The sequence below is a fragment of the Algoriphagus sp. CAU 1675 genome, assembly GCF_029222925.1.
Taxonomy (GTDB): Bacteria; Bacteroidota; Bacteroidia; order Cytophagales; family Cyclobacteriaceae; genus Algoriphagus.
This window is the reverse complement of the sequence record NZ_JARHUI010000004.1, coordinates 133,800-152,091: the sequence shown is the minus strand read 5'-3', so window position 1 is coordinate 152,091 and position 18,292 is coordinate 133,800. Positions and strand designations below refer to the sequence as shown.

12 protein-coding genes are annotated in these 18,292 nt (G+C 42.5%); 7 read left to right on the top strand and 5 right to left on the bottom strand.

Translation table 11 applies throughout. From position 1 onward, the window contains the following. Positions 1-11: 11 nt before the first annotated feature. The 4 genes from P2G54_RS10650 (at position 12) to P2G54_RS10635 (ending at position 5,827) form a co-directional block, all read left to right on the top strand. Positions 12-1,277, top strand: coding sequence for a pyridoxal-dependent decarboxylase (locus tag P2G54_RS10650; protein WP_275870936.1), 1,266 nt, complete (start codon positions 12-14; stop codon positions 1,275-1,277). Next, positions 1,274-2,185: a bifunctional molybdenum cofactor biosynthesis protein MoaC/MoaB gene (moaCB, locus tag P2G54_RS10645; RefSeq protein ID WP_275870935.1), complete on the top strand. Its 912-nt coding sequence runs from the start codon at positions 1,274-1,276 to the stop codon at positions 2,183-2,185. Before P2G54_RS10650 ends, moaCB begins: the two co-directional genes overlap by 4 nt. Before the next feature lie 190 nt (positions 2,186-2,375). Continuing rightward, positions 2,376-3,857 (top strand): MFS transporter, encoded by a 1,482-nt coding sequence (locus tag P2G54_RS10640; RefSeq protein ID WP_275870933.1) that lies wholly within the window; start codon positions 2,376-2,378, stop codon positions 3,855-3,857. A gap of 17 nt (positions 3,858-3,874) precedes the next feature. Next, positions 3,875-5,827: an alpha-amylase family glycosyl hydrolase gene (locus P2G54_RS10635; RefSeq protein ID WP_275870931.1), complete on the top strand. Its 1,953-nt coding sequence runs from the start codon at positions 3,875-3,877 to the stop codon at positions 5,825-5,827. Positions 5,828-5,850: 23 nt separating this feature from the next. Here the strand turns inward: P2G54_RS10635 and P2G54_RS10630 are convergent, their stop codons facing one another. From P2G54_RS10630 to P2G54_RS10615, 4 genes are all read right to left on the bottom strand, one after another. Beyond that, on the bottom strand, positions 5,851-6,876 hold the full coding sequence (locus P2G54_RS10630) for a LacI family DNA-binding transcriptional regulator (RefSeq protein ID WP_275870929.1): 1,026 nt from the start codon (positions 6,874-6,876) through the stop codon (positions 5,851-5,853). An 82-nt stretch (positions 6,877-6,958) separates the two neighbouring features. Continuing rightward, complete coding sequence (locus P2G54_RS10625) at positions 6,959-8,530, bottom strand: metallophosphoesterase family protein (protein WP_275870927.1); 1,572 nt, start codon at positions 8,528-8,530, stop codon at positions 6,959-6,961. Positions 8,531-8,677: 147 nt separating this feature from the next. Further along, positions 8,678-11,011, bottom strand: coding sequence for a glycoside hydrolase family 95 protein (locus tag P2G54_RS10620; protein WP_275870925.1), 2,334 nt, complete (start codon positions 11,009-11,011; stop codon positions 8,678-8,680). Between the two features lie 89 nt (positions 11,012-11,100). Then, complete coding sequence (locus tag P2G54_RS10615; RefSeq protein ID WP_275870924.1) at positions 11,101-11,673, bottom strand: TlpA disulfide reductase family protein; 573 nt, start codon at positions 11,671-11,673, stop codon at positions 11,101-11,103. 194 nt (positions 11,674-11,867) lie between these two features. Between P2G54_RS10615 and P2G54_RS10610 the strand changes: the two genes are divergently transcribed. Continuing rightward, positions 11,868-14,111, top strand: a complete 2,244-nt coding sequence (locus tag P2G54_RS10610; RefSeq protein WP_275870922.1) for a Tex family protein — start codon at positions 11,868-11,870, stop codon at positions 14,109-14,111. Between the two features lie 58 nt (positions 14,112-14,169). Here the strand turns inward: P2G54_RS10610 and P2G54_RS10605 are convergent, their stop codons facing one another. Further along, entirely contained in the window at positions 14,170-16,947 is a 2,778-nt protein-coding gene (locus P2G54_RS10605) for an outer membrane beta-barrel protein (RefSeq protein WP_275870920.1), read from the bottom strand. 300 nt (positions 16,948-17,247) lie between these two features. Here P2G54_RS10605 and P2G54_RS10600 point away from each other — a divergent pair, with 300 nt between their 5' ends. After that, positions 17,248-17,505, top strand: coding sequence for a hypothetical protein (locus tag P2G54_RS10600; RefSeq protein ID WP_275870919.1), 258 nt, complete (start codon positions 17,248-17,250; stop codon positions 17,503-17,505). Continuing rightward, positions 17,502-18,275, top strand: a complete 774-nt coding sequence (locus P2G54_RS10595) for a LexA family transcriptional regulator (protein ID WP_275870917.1) — start codon at positions 17,502-17,504, stop codon at positions 18,273-18,275. Before P2G54_RS10600 ends, P2G54_RS10595 begins: the two co-directional genes overlap by 4 nt. Positions 18,276-18,292: the final 17 nt, after the last annotated feature.

Sequence of the window (18,292 nt, the reverse complement as noted above, 5' to 3'; positions counted from 1 at the left end):
ATACGTAGAGTATGGAAATCAATATGAAATTCTGGAGAAAGCTGACAGCCGAAGAAAGGCTTAATAGAGTCCAGAAGGCTTTGAAAGAAAATGTGGACTTTTCTAAAGATGCCAACCTAGGCTACCCTGCTTCCCGCTTAGATGAAAAGGTGTTTACCAATGAATCTCTTTTCCTTCGGGAAATGCCAGTATTGAATACCTATATTGCCAATCCTAACCATATCGGTTGCCATACCTTTGGTACTTCCGAATTTGCCTTCAAAGGCACCCAGGATCTGGAGCGCGAGGTTCTGAATATGATTGCCGTGGATCTTTTCAAGATTGAAGAGGGGAGTTATGACGGCTACATATCCCCTGGGGGAACAGAGGCCAATATCCAGGCACTCTGGATCTATAGAAATGAGTTTATTAAAAAATATGGAGCCCAATTGGATGAAATAGTGATTCTCGCCTCTGAGGATACCCATTATTCCATACCTAAAGGAGCTAATTTGTTGATGTTGGAATGGGAAAAAATCCCGGTTCAATCTGATACGAGAGAAGTCAGCGAGGAGGCTATAGACAATGCTGTAAAATCCTGTTTGGCTAGAGGGAAAAAGTACTTTATTGCTATTGCTAATATGGGGACCACCATGTTTGGTTCGGTAGATGATCCAATTCCTTTTGCGAAGGTTTTGAAATCACATCAGACCAAGTTCAGGATCCATATTGACGGAGCTTATGGTGGTTTTGTATATCCTTTTTCAGATTCTGAAAATCAGATAAACTTTGAGAACCCGGATATTTCCTCCTTGACAATTGATGCACATAAAATGCTTCAGGCCCCCTATGGAACTGGGATTTTTGTTTGTAGGAAGGGTTTAATTGAAAACGTTTTGACCAAGGAAGCCCAATACGTAGAGGGTATGGATTTGACCCTTTGTGGAAGCCGATCCGGGGCCAATGCCGTTGCTGTCTGGACTATTTTGACCACCTATGGACCCCATAAATGGTTTGAGAAAATCTCAGTTTTGAAAATGCGCACCAACTGGCTGTGTAAGCAATTGGACCTTCTGAATATTCCTTATTTCCGAGAGCCGGAAATGAACATTGTCACAATCCGGGCAGCTGCCGTACCTGAAGCCATTGCACATAAATATAACTTGGTGCCTCAATCCCATGATGAGCACAATGAATGGTATAAAATTGTCCTGATGGACCATGTTGAAATCGAGCATTTGAAAGATTTCATCCAAGACATGATCTCGGCTCAAAAAATCTCCCAGAATCAGTTATGATCAATATCACCCATAAGAACACCACTTTACGAAAAGCAGTCGCTCAGGCCATCGTTAGGGTTGGTTCACCTGAAACAATTTTGGCAGTCAAAAACCGGACTGTCCCAAAAGGTGATGTTTTGGAAATGGCCAAAACAGCTGGGCTTTTTGCAGCAAAAAGAACGGCGGATATGATTCCGGATTGTCATCCATTGCCCGTGGAATTTACAGCCGTAAGGTATGAGGTGGGCGAAATGGAGATCAAAATCTTGGTGGAGATTCATACTGTTTACAAAACTGGGGTAGAAGTGGAGGCAATGCATGCAGCATCTGTAGTAGCACTGACCATGTATGATATGCTGAAGCCAATTGACAAGGGGATTAGTATTGAGCAAATTAAGTTGCTGGATAAAAAAGGAGGGAAGTCTGACCACTCGAAAACGGATTTTTCTGGACTCAACGCTGCTGTGATGGTTTGTTCGGACTCTATTTCCTCAGGCAAAGGGGAGGATAAAGCAGGGAAAGCTATACTTGAGAAACTAGAAAGTCTCAAGTTGAAAGTGTCTGATTATTTGGTGGTTCCTGATGAGGTAGAATTGATTAGAAGCCAGGTCCGGGAGAAAGAAGAACAAGGGATAGATTTATTGATTTTGACCGGGGGAACTGGACTTTCCCCACGGGATGTAACACCTGAGGCTCTGGAGTCTTTGATTGAAAGAAGAATACCGGGGATTGAGGAGGCTATCCGAGATTATGGACAGCAACGCGTACCTACGGCAATGCTTTCCCGCTCCGTGTCAGGAATGATCAAGAATATGTTGGTTTTGGCTCTTCCGGGTTCTACAGCCGGAGCAAAGGAATCTATGGACGCGATTTTTCCTGCAGTATTACATTTGTTCAAGGTTTTGGAAGGTAAACGGCACGATTGAGAATTTGGAAAATTACGTTGATTAATGAATTTTTAGACTTGTCAAAATAATCAATCGTTTGCATAAATATTTCGTTAATTTTCTATTGTTTTCCGGTTTTCTTCAGAGATAAAGTTTGTATGTTAGTTTGGCGAATTTGAAATTTTCTTGAATTTCAAACTCCATACCCAAAATAACTACGCATTTATCTATGTCAAAACCTCGTCTTTCCTTCTCCCAAATTATCAACATGAATGTCGGGTTCTTTGGCATTCAGTATAGTTTCGGGCTTCAACAGAGTGCAGTCAATCCAATTTATGACATGTTGGGAGCCATGCCGGATGAAATCCCGATTTTGAATTTGGCTGGTCCTATGACAGGTTTACTGATTCAGCCCATAATCGGTGCCCTTAGTGATAATACATGGAGTCCAAAATACGGAAGAAGAAAACCTTACTTTTTTATCGGTGCCTTGATGTGCAGCATCTGTTTGTTTTTCTATCCTTTCAGTAGCTCACTTTGGATGGCTGCAGGACTGCTTTGGGTGTTGGACGCGGCTAATAATACAGCAATGGAGCCATACCGGGCCCTCATTGCGGACAAGCTTCCGGATGAACAGTATAGCACCGGGTTTTTGACCCAGAGTTTTTTTACAGGTCTTGGGATTACCTTAGCCAATGTCTCTCTCTTCGTCTTCCAGAAATACATTACCGGTACAGCAGGTTCACTTCCCTATTGGGTATACGCTTCCTTTTTCTTGGGTACAGTTTGTTCCATCACCTCGGTAATGTGGAGTATTTCCAAAACTCCTGAAATACCACCTACACCAGAGGAATTGGTGGCTTTGAAGGAAAGAACTGCCGGGATGCCACATCCTGCCGTTCAGTTTTTTCTTTCCATTCTCACCACTCTTTTTGCCTATTTGGTATTTATACTTTTGTTGATTCCGTCCATTTTCTCCAAAGGTTTATTGAGAAGAGTGATGAAGAAGACGGAGGGAAATCCAACTACTCGGATTCTATTTGCCCAAAACCTGGAAATCATAGAGTCTATCATGGATATGCCTAACGTGATGTGGAAACTTGCCCTAGTTTACTTGTTTCAATGGTATGCGCTCTTTTGTTATTGGCAGAATGCCGCAAAGAGTATTGCACAATCTGTCTGGAATACAACCCCTTCTGGGGATAAACTTTTGTTTGAAGAAGCAGTGGGCTGGACCGGTTTGGTCAATGGCTGGTATAATATCGTAACCTTCCTCTCTGCTTTTTTCCTGGCAGGAATGGCTCAAAAATATGGCCCAAAAAAAGTGCATTTTCTATGCCTTATCCTTGCGGGTATTGGTTTGTTGATTTTTCCTCAACTAGAAAATAAATATGCCTTGTTTATACCAATGACCGGGTTTGGAATAGCGTGGGCAAGTATGATGGGCGTACCGTATTTGCTGGTGGTAAACCAAATTCCGAAAGAGCGCTATGGGGTGTATATGGGGATCATCAATATGATGATCGTAATCCCCATGATTTTGCAGACTCTGACCTTTGGTTTTGTTTCTAAAAACTTTCTCAACAATGATCCGGGTGCAGCGATTCTTTTTGGGGGTGTTTTACTGTTGATTGCAGCCTTGGCTACTCTTCTGATCAAGGAAAATAAAAAAGTAAAAGTCGAAAATGTTGGCTTGTCAGGCGGCCATTGATTGAATTTGAAAAATAAATGGATTCGATAAGAAGTATAGCTCCTCTGTTGGAGGAAGTTTTTTCAGCAAAAGGAATTGACCTCAAGAAAAGGGACAAAGAATTCTCCATCCGCTTTATCGAGGGATATGAATCCCTCTTCTATCTTTTTGAAGAGATTTATGGAGGCCACCATGATTTTGAAGTTTTTTTTAAAAAACTTATAGAGAGCATAGTAGATGCTTATTTGGAGAGAGAAAATTCCCTGCGTAAAAGAGATTCTGAAAAATTGGGAAAGGGGAATTGGTTTTTGAGCAATGAGCTGGCAGGGATGAGTTTATATGTAGACAGATTCTGCGGTAATCTCAAAACCTTAAAGACCAAACTTTCTTATTTTGAGGAGTTAGGAGTGAATTTTCTTCATTTGATGCCGATTTTCGAAAGCCCAGAGGGAGAAAGTGATGGAGGGTATGCCGTGTCTGATTTCAGGAAAGTGGACAAGAGATTCGGTACATTGGCCGAACTCAAGCAGGTTCGGAAGAAAATGCACAAGCAGGGCATGTACCTGATGTTGGATATAGTTCTCAACCATACTTCACATCGCCATGAATGGGCAGAAAAAGCGAAGGCCGGGGATCCATTTTATCAGGACTTTTTCTACATATATGAGAATCGATGGATTCCCAATCAGTTTGAAACAGAAATGCCGGAGATTTTCCCCGAAAGTGCCCCGGGCAATTTCACATGGAGTCCTGAATGTAATCAGTGGGTAATGACAGTGTTCCATTCCTATCAATGGGACTTGAATTACAGAAACCCCTGGGTTTTAAAGGAAATGCTAGAGAACATCTTCTTCTATGCCAATTTGGGGGTGGATTTATTGAGGATTGATGCACCGGCATTTATTTGGAAAGAGTCTGGAACAAGCTGTCAGAACCTGCCCAAAGCGCATACCTTACTTCGATTGATCAAGCAGGCAGTACAAATAGCGACTCCTGGAATGGCTTTGTTAGGAGAAGCCATTGTAGCACCTAAAGAAATCATGAAGTATTTCGGAACAGAGCAATATACGGCTCGGGAATGTGATTTTGCCTACAACGCTACGCAAATGGCCCTTCAATGGGATATGTTGGCTTCAGGAGAAACCAAGGTGATGCTAGCTGCCCAAAATGATATTTTGCAAAAGCCTTTTGGGACCAGCTGGATCACTTACACCCGATGCCACGATGACATTGGGCTGGGCTATGATGACTGGATGATCAAGGCTACGGGAAAAGATCCCTATTTGCATAGAAGTTTCTTAAAGGATTATTATTCAGGGAAATTTCCGCATAGCCCTGCAAAAGGAGCTTTGTTTTCTTCCAATCCCAAAACGGGCGATGCCAGGATTTCAGGTTCTATGGCTTCACTTTGCGGTTTGGAAAAGGCACTGGAGGAAGGGAATTCTTTTATGATAAGCCAATCAGTTCAGAAAATCCTGATGATGCAGGCTCATGCGATTTTTCTGGGAGGTTTACCCATGCTTTTTTATGGGGATGAACTTGGATTGACCAATGATTACAGCTATCTGCATGATCCAGGGAAGAGTTATGATAACCGATGGATGCACAGACCCATCATTAATTGGGAAGGTGTAGAAAAGAGAAAAGAACCGGGGACCGTAGAAAACAAGGTGTTTGAGGGAACTCAAAGGCTACTTCAAATACGAAAAAAACTCCCTGCCATAGGGGATTATAAAAATATTGTTTGGATGAGTCCGCATAACATCCATGTTGCCGGTTATTTGAGAAGTTTGGGGGAACAGCGGATTTATTGTGTCTTTAACTTCGGAAGCGAAACGGCTTTACTTACTTGGTATGCTTTTAAGGAGCAGGGAGTGGCCCCAAGTGTTCTCTACGATCATTGGACTGATTCCCGGCAATATGTGGGATTGGATAATGAATACCTGGTTTTAGAGCCCTATGGCTTCAGGATTTTGGAAGTTGTTTATTAAGGTGAAAAAGGGGGGAGATAGGGTCATGATTTTTGGGTAGATTCCCGGATGACCAAATCCGTATCGATTTTATAGGTTTTGTTTTCCCCTGTTAAACCTTCCTTCAATAATTCCAAAAGGAGAGAAGTGGCTTTTTCACCCATTTCAAAACCATGTTGGTCTACAGAGCTTAAGCCTGGACCCACTACCTCGGCTATTTTCCAGTTGCTAAATCCCATGACTCCCACTTCCTGAGGAACTTTGTAGCCATTTTTCTTTAGAAAGTTCAGTGCCCCCAAAGCTACCAAGTCTGTGATGCAGAAAATTGCGTCTGGGGGAGTTGGAAGGTTCATGAGTTGTTGGGCATAATCAAATCCTTCTTTTTCACTGATATCGGTACAATGGGGAACCCAATCTTCACGGAATTCTAATCTATGGTCCAAAAGGGCTTGTTTGTAGCCTTGAAGTCGATCTATTGAGTTTTTGACCTCTTTGCGGCCATTAATGTGGGCTATTTTTTTGTACCCTTGATCAATCAGGTGTTTTACGGCTATATAGGCACTTTCGAAGTCATCGGTGATGACCTTTGGGGTTTTTAGGTTTTCTATGATTTTATCAAATTGGATTACCGGTTTTCCTTCATCCAGAAATTCACGGATATGGCTTCCCTCTTGTGTTTCATTGGAAATGGAAATGATCAATCCATCCACACTTCCCGCCAACATGCTTCTACAGGCTCTGATTTCATTATTCAATGATTCATCGGACTGACTGACCAATAGTCTATATCCTTGTTTGTTTGCCTCTGAGATGGCGCCACTGATTACGGAAGAAAAAAAATGATGGACCAATTCCGGCACGATCATTCCAATGGTCAGTGTCTTGTTTTTTCTGAAATTAACTGCAATGCTATTTGGGACATAATTGTGTTTTTCAGCATAATCTTTCACCATTTTGATGGTTTCATCTGAAATTCCAGAATAGGAATTCAAGGCTCTGGAAGCAGTGGAAATGGAGATTCCAAGATCTCTCGCGATATCCTTTAGAGTGATTCTACGTTTGTCCTGCATGGTGATTTTGGGTGTACTTTTTAAAAGATAGGTTAAAACCACTATAATTCAACCAAAGTACTTTGGATAGTTTCCCAAAACCTTATTTTTCTTCAATTACATTTCCCTGTCGATCCAATAGAAGGCTTTTATTCTGTCCTTCTTTATTCTTTAACTGAACGGAAAATTCAATCTCTCCATCTTTATCAACGTAATTGACCCTTTGGATTTGAAAATCCGGATGGGACTTAATGAGCTGTGATTCCAGTTCTTTAGGGAGTTGATCTTCATAGGGAATGCTGTTTTCAAAGCGATATTCCGGACCTAATTCTCCTTTATGTTCTACAAATTTATTCAGTCCATTTTTCTCTTTGATCAGTTCGAAAGCATCATAAAGTTCACCTACTGCTGTATAGGACTCGAATTTAAGATGATTGCCCTCAATGGTGATAACCTGGAAAAGTTGCGTGTTTTCAGCCGCCCGGTCTCGTTCGGCTCCCAAACCTGCCCAACCATTCGGATCAAGCCCATACATTTTCCCTCCACTGACCGAGACTACATAGACGGTTCCAGTTTTGTCCCGCATGTTGGTTCCGTCCATAATATTTTCAACAGGAGAAACCCTTCCCCGGGCGTAAGAGTGGTCATGGCCCTGCAATGCTAAATCGACTTTGTATTTGTCGAAAATCGGTTTCCAAATCTTCCTAAGAGCCTCATTATCCCTGCCGGCGGATGCTGAAAACAAGGGGTGGTGATAGGATACAATAGTCCATTTTTTATCATTCTTCTGGAGGATTTCTTCTAGCCATTGTGCTTGCTTTTCCCAGTCCTTATTGCTGTCCAAAAAGATGAATTTGGTGTCCTGATAATCCATGAAATAGGCTGTCTCTTCCAATCCGGAAGGCCCATTTTCCGGAAGTGTAAACTGGGGTTTCCACTGGACAGAGAGGCTTCTTGTTCCGGTAGCTCTGTCGGACTCATTTTTGAAACCGTACTCATGGTTGCCTGGAATTGACATGGTAGGAACCATGCTGTGGATGAAGCCTCCTGCTGTAAACCACTCGTGCCATTGGCGATCATGGTGGGCGTTGTTGATCAAGTCACCGGCATGGATGAAAAAACGGGCATCCGGAGCTTTTCTGAATCCTTCCCGAATGAGTCTGGACCACAATTCCAAGATGTAGTTTTGGGCATCTCCGACATATAGAAATGAGAACTTCTCATCTGGATTTGTAGAAGCAGTTTTGAATTGAAACCACTCACTCCAATGCTCTCCATCACCCACCCTGTATGCATAAGTCGTGTTGGCTTCCAGATTTTGAAATTTGACTGAATGGTAGCTGGCTGTATTATTTGCATCAGGGATGTCGGAAAAATCAAGTGTTTCAGATAAAGCAGCAATGGTTTTTGCATTTCTCCAAAATTTCGGAGCTCCAGCGGCAGGAGCGATTTCGGCAAAAGCTTTTTTGACAGAGCTGTCGGTTCTCCAAGTGACTGATGCTTCAGAAGAAGGGTTTTCTCCAAAACTTAAAATCACCCTGTCCGGATGCAAAGATGGCCGGGTCCAATCGAAGGAGAATTTGGGTTCCTTGTAAACCCGGATGTCTTGGGCAATGCTGTTGCTGATTACCAAAACTGAAAAAAATATCAGAAAGAGGATTTTTGGGAAGTGCATAGATGTTCTTATTTATTCTTGAAAATAAGCTTTTTAGGGAGGATTTATTTCTAAGTTGAAGAGAAATCACGGAAAAAGAACTTTGCAAAGTTTAATTTAACCAGATGATAAACTTTGCTTAATTCCCAATAGATATTGACCCAATGCTTAGAATTCTAACTCCAAACTTTCTCCTTTTTGAAGTTCCAGCTCAATTTCTGACCCGTCGACCATTAGTGTGGTTTTTCCCCCCAGGAGGGAAAGGATTTTGAGATGAAGCAGTTCTCCGTTTTTCCAATCGAAATCTAATACATAGCCACCTCTGGCTTTGATTCCCTTCACCTTTCCTTGGTCCCAAGATTCAGGTAAGGCCGGTAAAATGCGGATAATTCCATCCTCATGGGATTGAATCAGAATTTCAGCAATTCCGGCTGTATAGCCAAAATTTCCATCGATTTGGAAAGGAGGATGTGCATCAAAAAGATTGGAATACAAAGACTGGCTGATCAATTTTTGAATGTGGCCATGTGCCATGTTCCCGTCCAGAAGCCTTGCGGAAAAATTAATGAGCCAAGCTCTGGACCAGCCTGTTCCTGCACCTCCATGGGCAAGCCTGTAGTCCAGAGTCTTTTTGACAGCTTCAAAGTATTCTGGAGTCTGAAGGGAAGATATGGATGCCCCGGGATGAAAGGCATACAAATGGGACATATGTCTATGGCCTTTTTCGGGCTCTTCATATTCTTGGTCCCATTCCAAAATTCTTCCATCAGAACCCAGTTGGATTCCAGGTCTTAGGTCTTGGATTTGCCTCTGGATCTTATTTTTCAATACTGAGGTATGGCCCGTTAATTGACAGATTTGGAGATAAATGGAAAAGATATCCTCTATGAGTTGCTGATCCATGGCTGCTCCCAAGGTGCTTGCAACTTTTTGTCCCTTGGCATTGATAAATTGGTTTTCTGGTGAAGTGGAGGGGACAGAGACCAGTTTTCCATCCCTTGGGTCAACAATCAACCAATCTGAATAAAACTGAGCCAGCTGCTCTATGGCGGGCAGGGCTCTTTTTTCCAGGAAACTTCTGTCTCCGGTAAATAGATAATGCTCCCAGTAATGCCTTCCAAGCCAGGAACCGGCCCCGATCCAGCTCCCCCAATAAGCTGTGGCTGCCTGAAGAAAAGGGATTTTCCAAAGGTCTGTGGTGTGGGGAACCATGGCTCCCTTCATTTGGAAGTTTACAGTTGCGGCTTTTTTCCCGTTCTCTATTAATGCATCCGTGAAATCAAAAAGTGGAAGGTGTAGTTCCTGAAGATTCGTAACTTCTGCAGGCCAATAGTTCATCTGAAGGTTGATGTTCAAATGATAATCTGCATTCCAAGGTGCCGAAATGTGTTGGTTCCAAAGTCCCTGCAAGTTGGCGGGGTTGGAACCTGGTCGGGAGGATGAAATGAGCAAATATCGCCCGTAATCGAAGAGAAGTTTTTCTAGATGAAGATCGGTTTGTCCCTCTTTTACTTTTTTGATTCGCAGATCTGTGGGGATGTCCTCAGTCGGTTCATTCCCAAGTTGAAGACTCATTCGATCAAACCAGCTAGCATAATCTCTTTGGTGGGCAGATACTAATCTTCCCCAGCTTTTGTAAGCGATCCGGTCCAGTTCTAGCTCTGCTGATTTTGTGAAATCCTCATGGTAAAAGGAGGTGGCAGTTACCAACTTGAGGGTGATTTCACTTACTCCTTTAACCACCAATGAGTCGGATGAGGCTTGAATATGTCCATCTTGATGCTGTGCCAAAAGTAAAGTCCGAAATTGAACCCCATGCAGAATCGGAAAGGGCTTGGAATCAATTTGTCCTCCCCGTTGAGTGACCATTCCGGTCATCTCCAGAAGATTGTCGTTCAGGGTTTGGGTTTGGACAGTGGGAACACCTTCATCATCCGGTCTAGTCAGACGGATTGTTCCGTTAAACCCTGATGGATGAGAGGTTTTGAGACGTATCAGGAGGGCATCATCCGGAGCAGAGGCAAATACTTCCTGTTGTACAGAATATCCTTCACTGAGGAATTCAACTTTGGAAATTGCCGATCCCAGATCTAAGCTTCTTTTGTATTCACTGACCTTATTCCATGAAAAATCCAACCATAAATCTCCAAGGGTTTGATGGGAACGTGTAATTCCTTTCCTGGAAAATTTTAGTACCAGAAGCGAATCTGCTTTTTGGTTGTCCCCCTCTAAAAGATAATTCCTGATTTGCTGCAGGTCTTCTGGTCTTCCTTCCGCTAGATCCCAATCATCCGGTCCACCCGGCCAAAGGGAATCCTCATTTAGTTGGATGCGTTCTTTTTGGGGATTCCCGAAAACCATAGCCCCCAATCGTCCATTCCCTACTGGGAGTGCATCTTCCCATTTTTCGGCAGGATTTTTATACCAGAGCACAGAGTTTTGCGCCTGTACAGACAGGGACTCTATAGCAATTAGACAAATTGCCAATAGGAACTTTTTCATAGGTTATCAGGTCAGAAAATAAGAATACAACAATTCCTTTTTCCTGCCAATGAAAATCCTATAATTCACTAAGAAACGAAGGAAATGGTTTATTGGGCCAGAAGGAAGTCCCTGAATTCAGGTGTGTTGAAGTTGCTCATTCCTTCCTGATAAAAGACGATTTTTCCTTCTGGGTTAACCACCAAAGTGGTTGGGATGGATTCACTTTGAAGGCTTTTGTTCAAACCGAAACTGGCATGGGCAGTAGGAAAGGACCAGCTTTTCCCTTCTATGAATTTTTTGCTTTTTTCGTAGTCATTGTCCAGTCCTACCAGTAGAAATTCCACGTTTTCCTGATCTTTTACAGATTTATAAAGCTCGGAAATGTGGGGCATTTCAGCCCGGCAAGGTCCGCACCAAGAGGCCCATAGATTGATAAAAAGAGTTTTTCCTTTATAATCCTGAAGGTCAATGATATTTCCCTCGAAATCGACAAACTGACCTCTGTAATCAAATTTTTCATTGGTTAAATCAACCCGTTCCAATTGAGGTTTTATCAAACCAGTAGACAAGAGAACAGATTGAATTCCTCCCTGAATGACAGGAAGAAGTCCTGTGAAATACAGGAACGCAAAGAATGATAAAATGAGACCCCAGGATTTAAGTTCTTTTTTCCAGTCCATATTTTTTTAGTTTAGGGATAGAAGCTGGATGCCAATTTGCTAAGTTTCTAACCCTCGTTTTACTTTATTTCAATTCGAATACAAATTTACATCCACAATCACAGTTGGTTAGTGACAAGTTGTACATTTCAGCCTTTTTGTCTCCAAAAGGACTTTTATCTTGCAAACCAAATACGATCGAATTTCTCCTTGATATGAATTACGAGATTAAAATAGCGGAGGAGCTTCAAGTCAAGCCCTCACAGGTAAAAGCAACCATGGATTTGTTGGATGAAGGGGCTACAGTTCCTTTTATTTCAAGATATCGAAAAGAAGCTACAGGAAGTTTGGATGAGGTGCAGGTGGCTTCCGTTCGGGATAGGCTGCTTCAGTTGCGTGAACTTGACAAGAGGAAGGAAGCTGTACTCAAGTCCATAGAGGATCAGGGGAAACTCACAGCTGAACTGAAAAAAGCAGTAGAAGAGGCTGAGACCATGTCCAAGTTGGAGGATATTTATCTTCCCTATAAACCCAAGCGTCGAACCAAAGCAACTATTGCGAGGGAGAAGGGCTTGGAACCTTTGGCGGAAAAGATTTTTGAACAGAAGTCCATGGATCTGGACGCGGTAGCCGAGCAATTTATCAGTGAGGAGAGAGAAGTGAAAACCCTAGAGGAAGCGCTTCAGGGAGCCAGAGATATCATAGCCGAGTGGGTGAATGAAAATGCTGTCTTGAGGGAAAAAATGCGAAAGCTCTTTTTGGAGGATGGAGTTTTTACTTCTCGAGTCATTCCTGGAAAGGAAAATGAAGCAATCAAATACAAGGATTATTTTGACTGGTCTGAGCCCATCAAAACCGCTCCCTCTCATCGGGTATTGGCTATGAGAAGAGGAGAAAAGGAGTTGTTTTTGATGCTGGATTCCTGTCCTGAAGAAGGAAGCGCATTGGCTTTGATGGAAAGGGAAATCCTCGAAAATGAATCTAATTCAGCTGTGGATCAGGTCAGAATTGCTTTAAAAGATTCTTACAGAAGACTTTTGAAACCCAGTATGGAAACAGAAATCCGCCTATTGACAAAGAAGCGGGCAGATGAGGAAGCCATTCGGGTTTTTTCTGAAAATCTACGACAGTTGCTTCTAGGGGCCCCATTGGGTGAAAAGTCAGTGATGGCAATTGACCCGGGATTCCGAACCGGTTGTAAATTGGTTTGCTTGGGACCTCAAGGTCAATTTCTACACTATGAGGCTATTTATCCCCATGAACCCCAAAGAAGAACAGCAGAAGCTGGGCTGGCAGTGAAAGGCCTGGTGGAGAAATATGATATTCAGGCTATAGCAATTGGTAACGGAACTGCAGGAAGGGAAACCGAGGCTTTTGTGAAAAGCTTGGGGCTTCAAAAGTCCGTAATAGTTACTATGGTCAATGAATCCGGAGCATCCATTTATTCCGCTTCGGAAGTGGCAAGGGAAGAATTCCCGGACTTGGATTTGACGGTGAGAGGAGCAGTTTCCATAGGCAGAAGGTTGATGGATCCATTGGCTGAACTGGTGAAGATCGATCCTAAGTCCATTGGTGTAGGACAATATCAGCATGATGTGGACCAAAGTGCTTTGAAAAATGCCTTGGATGATACTGTGATTTCTGCGGTAAACGGAGTGGGAGTGGAGGTCAATACGGCATCTAAGCAACTCCTTACCTATGTTTCAGGCTTGGGGCCTGTTTTGGCACAGAATATCGTGGATTACAGAAATCAGCATGGGCCTTTTTCCAGTAGAGCCCAATTGCTCAAAGTTCCGAGATTGGGAGAAAAAGCTTTTGAACAGGCTGCTGGGTTCCTTAGAATCAGAAAAGCAAAACACCCTTTGGATAGTTCTGCCGTGCATCCCGAGCGATATGAACTGGTGGAAAAAATGGCCAAGGACCTTGGGGCCTCTGTTCATGATTTGATGAATTCTGATGAACTCCGAAATAGAATCAATTTGAAGAATTATGTGTCAGAAACAGTTGGAATACCGACCCTGCAGGACATTTTGGAAGAATTGGCAAAACCAGGGAGAGACCCAAGGGAAAGTTTTGAGATCTTTCAGTTTGAAGAAGGGGTGAATAGTATTTCAGACCTAAAAACTGGAATGAAGCTTCCGGGAATTGTCACTAACATTACCGCTTTTGGTGCTTTTGTGGATGTAGGGGTACACCAAGATGGACTGGTTCACCTGAGTCATTTGGCTGATCGATTTGTGAAAGACCCAAATGAAGTAGTCAGCGTCAACCAAAAGGTACAGGTTACTGTCATGGAAGTGGATATTCCCAGAAAGCGAATTGGATTGAGTATGAAATCCGACCCATTTGCAGAGCGTGGAAAACGTAGCGAAAAACCTGTTCAGCGTAAGGTAGACAAAGAGGAGGGAGGAACAATGGCGGAGAAACTTGCCATGTTGAAAAAGCAATTCGGCAAATAAAAAAACGCCCCGAAAATTCAATTTTCGGGGCGTTCTTTTTGTTTTCAGTGGCGCTAGATCAATCACCTCTTCTGCCATTGTTTACAGGGTCTCCTGTGTTGATCATTTCATTGTAATCATCCATATCCATTCCCTTGCTAAATCTTCGGATGTTATAGGAAAAAGTCAACATGAAGTAGCGTTGCAAGACATTGGACTGCACATCCTCAATGAAGGTTTCAGTGATATTTCTACGGATGTTGTTGTTTTGACGGAATAAGTCGTACACATTCAGGCTGATTTCCCCTCTTTGATTATTGAAGACTTTTTTGCCCAAACTCATGTTCACCAAAGTGAAATTGGTGTCAAATCCTTCAGAAAGCCCTGAGTTGATTTGATGGCTGAGATCAAGTCTATAAACAAATCCTTCCCAGATAATCCAATTGAAGTTGATTCTGCCCCGCTGGTTAAAGAAATTATTGTTTAGGTTCGGGTTGAGCGTGTTTTCCACCTGATTGAAGGAAAATCTTGTCCAGATATTGAAATCAATTTGATCACTGATATTGCTACTAAGAGAAAGCCCTGTACTGAGTCTTCTGGAATTGTTGAATCCATTGGTATTATTCACTAAAGTTGGGCGTCGTGTGATTCCTGCTCCGGCATTGATGTTCAGATTCGACTTGATAAAGTCCAACGGCATCCCATAGCTCATCCAGGACCTGAAATCCCAATAGCCTTGAAGATTTACAGGTTTGAATAGCTGAGAGCCGGGCGCTAGAATGATCCCGTCTTGAACCTCAGTTGGTTCTTCAGCAATAAAAGAACTGGTGGCAATGGTGTTTTTCACAAAGGAAGACTGAGCAAAAAGGAACCAATTTTGATCGGTTTCGGGATTGTTACTTCTGAACCTTACCCGAAGTCTATTGCTATAAGATTGGTTCAGCTCAGGATTACCGGTTCTCAGTTGAAGTGGATTAGAATTGTCCACTACAGGCTGCAACTGGTTGAGTGATGGTTCATTGGTTCGGGTATCGTAATCGAATTCAAAGTTGGTGTTTTCAGAAAACTTGTAGTCTATTCTTACAGTAGGCAAGAAGCTTTGGAAAGTTCTTTTAAGCTGAAAGGCCTGAGGGAATCCCTGCTCATTGTCCAATTGGGCATGTTGGAACTGACCTTCTGTCTGAAGTCTGAACTTGTCCTTGCTATACTGGTATCCAAGTTCCACTTCCTGAGTCAGGAATTTACTTTCAAATGTATTGCTGAGTGCAGTATCAATGATCAACTCTGGACTTCCAATTCCTTCTCCCAATACATCATAGATCAACTGGTCCGAGTCATTGATTCGGTTGCCGATTTCATACTCGAGTTCAAACTGACTCCTCTCACTCACAGCTTCGGTAAAAGAAACTCCTGTTTCCCAGGAAAGCCCGGTTCTATCCCTGTTGATTCGCTGGTTGATGATTTCCGTTCTGGGGTCGGGTTCGAAATACTGGTTTTCAGCGGTTCTTCTTGCACGGTCTTCATTGGCATTATTCGCCAATCGAGCCCTTACAGTCATGGTACGTCCAGGCTTGTCAAATTTATGACTGTAAAAGAACCGGTTAAACAGATCGTAATCCTTGTTTTTTGCAGTTCGGTTGTTGGTTACCGTGTTGATCAGGTCAGTTCCATTGTTGGTTTCACCAAAAAAATCAGAATTTTCATCCTCAAATCGTGCGGAAAATCTCGGTATATAAAGGAACCGGTTCTTTTCATCAATGTTGTATTCAAACCTTAGGTTGAAGAGGTGCTGATTGTTGATCCTTTGGTCATTGCTGATTTCATCATAAAACTGGCTCGACTCATTCCCGGTGAGGAATTCCCGAAATCGGTTTGTTTGACCTATGTTTTCCCTTCTGCTGAAAACATAACTTCCAGAAACTTTGATTTTTTCACCCCAAAGATCGGAATAGTTTAGACCTGCAATATTTGTCTTGATGATTCCATTTTGTGGTCTGGCATTGTCTTGGGCATTTGGATCTGCTGAGAAATCAGTCAGGTTGATATTATTGGAAAGTCCGGTGAATGTTATTCTCTGATCTTCGTCAAAGGCATTGATACTGGCACCGACCACATAGCGGTCATCCGTGCCATAGCCTGCGGATGTTCTTCCGAATTGCCCCTTTCGACGGTTGGGTTTGGTGATGATGTTGATGGTCTTGATACGCTCACCATCATCGAAACCACTAAGTCTGGCTTTCTCACTGAGCTGATCAAAGATTTCAATTCCCTGAATCACCTCAGCAGGAAGGTTTTGTAGGGCTGTTTTTACATCCCCTCCAAAAAAAGGCTTTCCATCAACCAAAATTTGGGCAATGCTTTCCCCTTGGGCCTGAAGAGAACCGTCCTCGGAGGTTACTCCCGGGAGTTTTTCGATTAGGGTTTGGGCACTGGCATCACGCATGGTTTTAAATGCGTCGGCATTAAACATGGTGGTGTCAGATTTTTGCTGACTCAAAGATCTTCGAGCAGAAATGGTCACCTCCTCCAAAGCGGTAGCTTCTTCTTTGAGGAATAAATTTCCCAGATCCAAATCCCGATTTACAGTAATACTTTTTAATAAATTTTGGTAGCCCAGGTATTGCACTTTGAGAAGGTATTCGCCTTCTCTGATGTTGTTTATTTCGAAAAAACCATCTAAATCCGATATCATACCATCTGCCTGTGTGGAATCAGGCAAATTGAGCAAAAGGACAGTCGCATTGGGGATAGTCTCATTAGTTCCTGCCTGCTGGATTTTGCCTTTTAAAGTAAAGGACTGGGCATTTATGGAGCCGATGCTGGCAGCAAAAAAAAGGATAATTAGATAGTACTTCATCTAGTTGGTTTAATGGGGTTTCACCGCATTCTTCCAAGGTTTTGGAAGGGTTCAATAATTCTAACTACAAAGAAAAGCGGTCAGTTTCGCAAATTGGCGCCTTTTAGGCTAAGCGGTCAAAATCACCAATGAATAGAATCCTTTCATGTAAATTTTGATTTAGTGTACTGGTTTTTAGCTGGTTGGGGGCTAAAAAAGAATCTTTGACAATTATCGTCAGTAAAAAATGTTATTTTATTCATCATTTCGATGTTAATAAAAGTAACATTTATAATTTAGCAGGAGTTAAAATTGTCAATTATGGAAAAATCAGAGAAAATCAGCATCACGACCAAGACCCTTGCTTCAGGCAATTTTCAGGTTAAGTTTTTTGTAGAAGATGAGGTCAAGCCCCAGTATGGATACCTTTTGGTCACCGAACCCAAATCGGTCGGAGATATTATTGAAGAAATCAAGAATAGGTTGGAAGAAAGAAGGCTAGCATCCAGAAAAGTTAACCCCTTTTTTCCTGTGGCTCCCGCGTCAGAAGACCATGATTTTTACCTTTTCTCAGCATGAATTTTCTTGCTTCAAACCTTCGGTTTTTGCGTAAGCAAAAGGGAATCACCCAAAATGAACTTGCGGATCAATTGGATGTGCAGAGAACCATGATATCTGCCTATGAAGATGGAAGGTCCGAGCCTAAGTTGTTTACTCTGAAGAGATTGTGTGATGTTCTTGAGGTGGGATTGGAAGAGCTGCTTGAGCATGATATTGAAAGCCATGGTAGAAGGGCCCTTCAAAAAAAAGGGGTCAGAATTTTAACTATTGCAGCAGATACTGATGACAATGAAAACATTACTCTTGTAGGGCAGAAAGCGTCTGCTGGATATCTGAACGGGTATGCAGACCCTGAATATATGGAGTCTTTGCCCCAGTTTCATTTACCTAATTTGTCAAGACAGGCTACCTACAGAGCCTTTGAACTTGCAGGGGATTCCATGCTCCCCTTAGTTCCCGGAACCATCGTGATTGGTTCCTTTGTAGAGCATTTAAAAGATATAAAGAGTGGTCGAACCTACGTTTTGGTCACTCAGACCGAAGGCGTAGTTTATAAAAGAGTCTTCAATTATTTGGAGGAAAACGGGAAGTTGTTTTTGGTTTCCGATAATGACCATTACAAGCCATTTGATGTTAGGGGGGAAGATGTATTGGAAGTTTGGGAAGCGAAAGCTTTTGTAAGTACTGATTTTCCAAATCCGGGGGATAAAAAGAAAGCCCTGACCCTCGATGATTTGGGGGAAATGATCCGGGATATCCAAGATGATTTGAAAAGAATAAAAAAGTGAAAAGAAACAAGAAAAGC

Bases quoted from the DNA above. Each gene is read 5' to 3' on its own strand.
- P2G54_RS10650 (WP_275870936.1), top strand. From the start codon at position 12: ATGGAAATCAATATGAAATTCTGGAGAAAGCTGACAGCCGAAGAAAGG.
- P2G54_RS10630 (WP_275870929.1), bottom strand. From the start codon at position 6,876: ATGCAGGACAAACGTAGAATCACTCTAAAGGATATCGCGAGAGATCTT.
- P2G54_RS10595 (WP_275870917.1), top strand. From the start codon at position 17,502: ATGAATTTTCTTGCTTCAAACCTTCGGTTTTTGCGTAAGCAAAAGGGA.
- P2G54_RS10640 (WP_275870933.1), top strand. From the start codon at position 2,376: ATGTCAAAACCTCGTCTTTCCTTCTCCCAAATTATCAACATGAATGTC.
- P2G54_RS10605 (WP_275870920.1), bottom strand. From the start codon at position 16,947: ATGAAGTACTATCTAATTATCCTTTTTTTTGCTGCCAGCATCGGCTCC.
- P2G54_RS10625 (WP_275870927.1), bottom strand. From the start codon at position 8,530: ATGCACTTCCCAAAAATCCTCTTTCTGATATTTTTTTCAGTTTTGGTA.
- P2G54_RS10610 (WP_275870922.1), top strand. From the start codon at position 11,868: ATGAATTACGAGATTAAAATAGCGGAGGAGCTTCAAGTCAAGCCCTCA.
- P2G54_RS10635 (WP_275870931.1), top strand. From the start codon at position 3,875: ATGGATTCGATAAGAAGTATAGCTCCTCTGTTGGAGGAAGTTTTTTCA.
- P2G54_RS10600 (WP_275870919.1), top strand. From the start codon at position 17,248: ATGGAAAAATCAGAGAAAATCAGCATCACGACCAAGACCCTTGCTTCA.
- moaCB (WP_275870935.1), top strand. From the start codon at position 1,274: ATGATCAATATCACCCATAAGAACACCACTTTACGAAAAGCAGTCGCT.
- P2G54_RS10615 (WP_275870924.1), bottom strand. From the start codon at position 11,673: ATGGACTGGAAAAAAGAACTTAAATCCTGGGGTCTCATTTTATCATTC.
- P2G54_RS10620 (WP_275870925.1), bottom strand. From the start codon at position 11,011: ATGAAAAAGTTCCTATTGGCAATTTGTCTAATTGCTATAGAGTCCCTG.